This window comes from Moorena sp. SIO4A5 (assembly GCF_010672005.1).
In the GTDB taxonomy this organism is placed as follows: Bacteria; Cyanobacteriota; Cyanobacteriia; order Cyanobacteriales; family Coleofasciculaceae; genus Moorena.
Genome location: NZ_JAAHHZ010000515.1, coordinates 1,797 through 3,446, shown reverse-complemented (window position 1 = coordinate 3,446; position 1,650 = coordinate 1,797). Strand labels below are relative to the sequence as shown.

The 1,650-nt window shown below is 46.2% G+C and carries 1 protein-coding gene; it reads right to left on the bottom strand.

Annotated features, from left to right (window positions below):
- Positions 1 to 127: 127 nt before the first annotated feature.
- Positions 128 to 1,650, bottom strand: a 1,523-nt coding sequence (locus tag F6K57_RS40210; RefSeq protein WP_293074477.1) for a CHAT domain-containing protein, incomplete at its 5' end; no start/stop codon positions are given.

Below are 1,650 nucleotides of genomic sequence, written 5' to 3'. Positions count from 1 at the left end.
CCCATCTCCCCATCTTCCCATCTCCCCACACCTCCCACACCTCCCACACCTCCCGACTCCCGACTCCCGACTCCCGATTCCCGATTCCCTACTCCCTACTCCCTACTCCCTACTCCCTACTCCCTGTTTAAGGATCACCAACTAGCAAGAAAGCCGCCCAGAAGTAGGGATGGCTAAAGTTTTGTTTTCCAAATCCTGACAATTCTGAAGATAAACCAATTTTCTTGCCAGAGATAAATAAGTGATCATTCTCAATCCGGACATTGCCTCGAATCATGGCCAACTGTGCCTGTCGCAAGGCTTCAGTTTTACTCGGTGTCTTGTTCAACTGACGGTAAAACTCAGTAGTCAGCCCCATAGCCCCTTGGTCACTGACAGACCAAAGGGTTGCTAGAGTGGAGTCAACCCCTGCCTGAAACGCTGATCCAGCAAAACCTAACTCTGCTTCCCGATTTCCCAAAGCGGTTTGGCAAGCGCTGAGTACTAACAACTCTACCGATGGCTCATAAAATAGATTTTCCAATTCATCGAGCCCCAGTTTTCTGTCCCACATTTGAATGTAAGAATTTTCAGGAGCTCCTCGATTAAACTGAGCATGGGTAGCTAAGTGAATGATCCCAAATTTCCGTTTTTTTCGTTGAGCCTTTAAATTTTTCAGAGTGAAGCTTTCGTTTAGAAAATAGTCACCTTTCCACAGTTTTTTGTCGATAATTGTTTCTAACTCGACTTTTACCCAAGGCAAATCCTCTTTATCAGAAAATTGGGAGGCTCCCATCGCCAGCAGTCGCAAGGATTGAACATTGGTAAACCGAGAATAGGTCAAACTAAGACTAGGCACCAGGCTGACACTATAATTTTCTATTAGATAGTTCTTTTGATCGTGCAGAGCAGCCAGGGGTAGGGAGCGCAACCCCTGATCCATGGCAAATATCAGGCTTTCGATCTTATTAGCTTTTAACTCAGCCTCCAACGGTCCTATCAGCCATTGGTAAAGTTGCTGAGCTGGTTTGAGATGATCCTTATCATCCTTGCTTCGGGGATTGATCAGTGTTCGATGAAAGGTTCTAGTCACAGCTAGGACTTCAGCACGATTTGCGTTATAGACTCGCCGCAGAACTGGATTACCATCTGCTGTGATCAGCAACAGTTCTAGCTGGTCATCGCTTTTTTGTAAGCATTTTTCGGGTTCTGAAGGTAGATCAGAGGGTCGGTAACCAAATCGTCGGTCAATTTCGGCTGCTGGGATTGCTGGAGTTTGGCATCGCGTTCCTGGCAATGTCAGGGAGTTTTGGACAAAACTGACGTAAATAACCCCAGTCTTGAGACCAGTCTCCCGCTCAAGCTCACGAGTGCGATCGCGTACATCATTCTGATTATAAATTTTGCTCTTGAGCGATCGCATAAAGTATGCCTGATATTCTTCTGTGAAGGCTTGTTCTATGCCATAGACTAGGTCACTTTTAACAGTCGCCTCCAGTGTGATTGGTTGCTCTACCAATGGTGGAACCTCTGGCGGTGTGATTGATGAGTTATCCGGTGTGGGGATTGTTGAGTCTACCTGTTGTGAAACTGTTAAATCATCCGGTAGTAAAACCGTTACATCATCGGGTGCTAGGACTGTGACATCATCCGTTGGTAGGACTGTTAAAT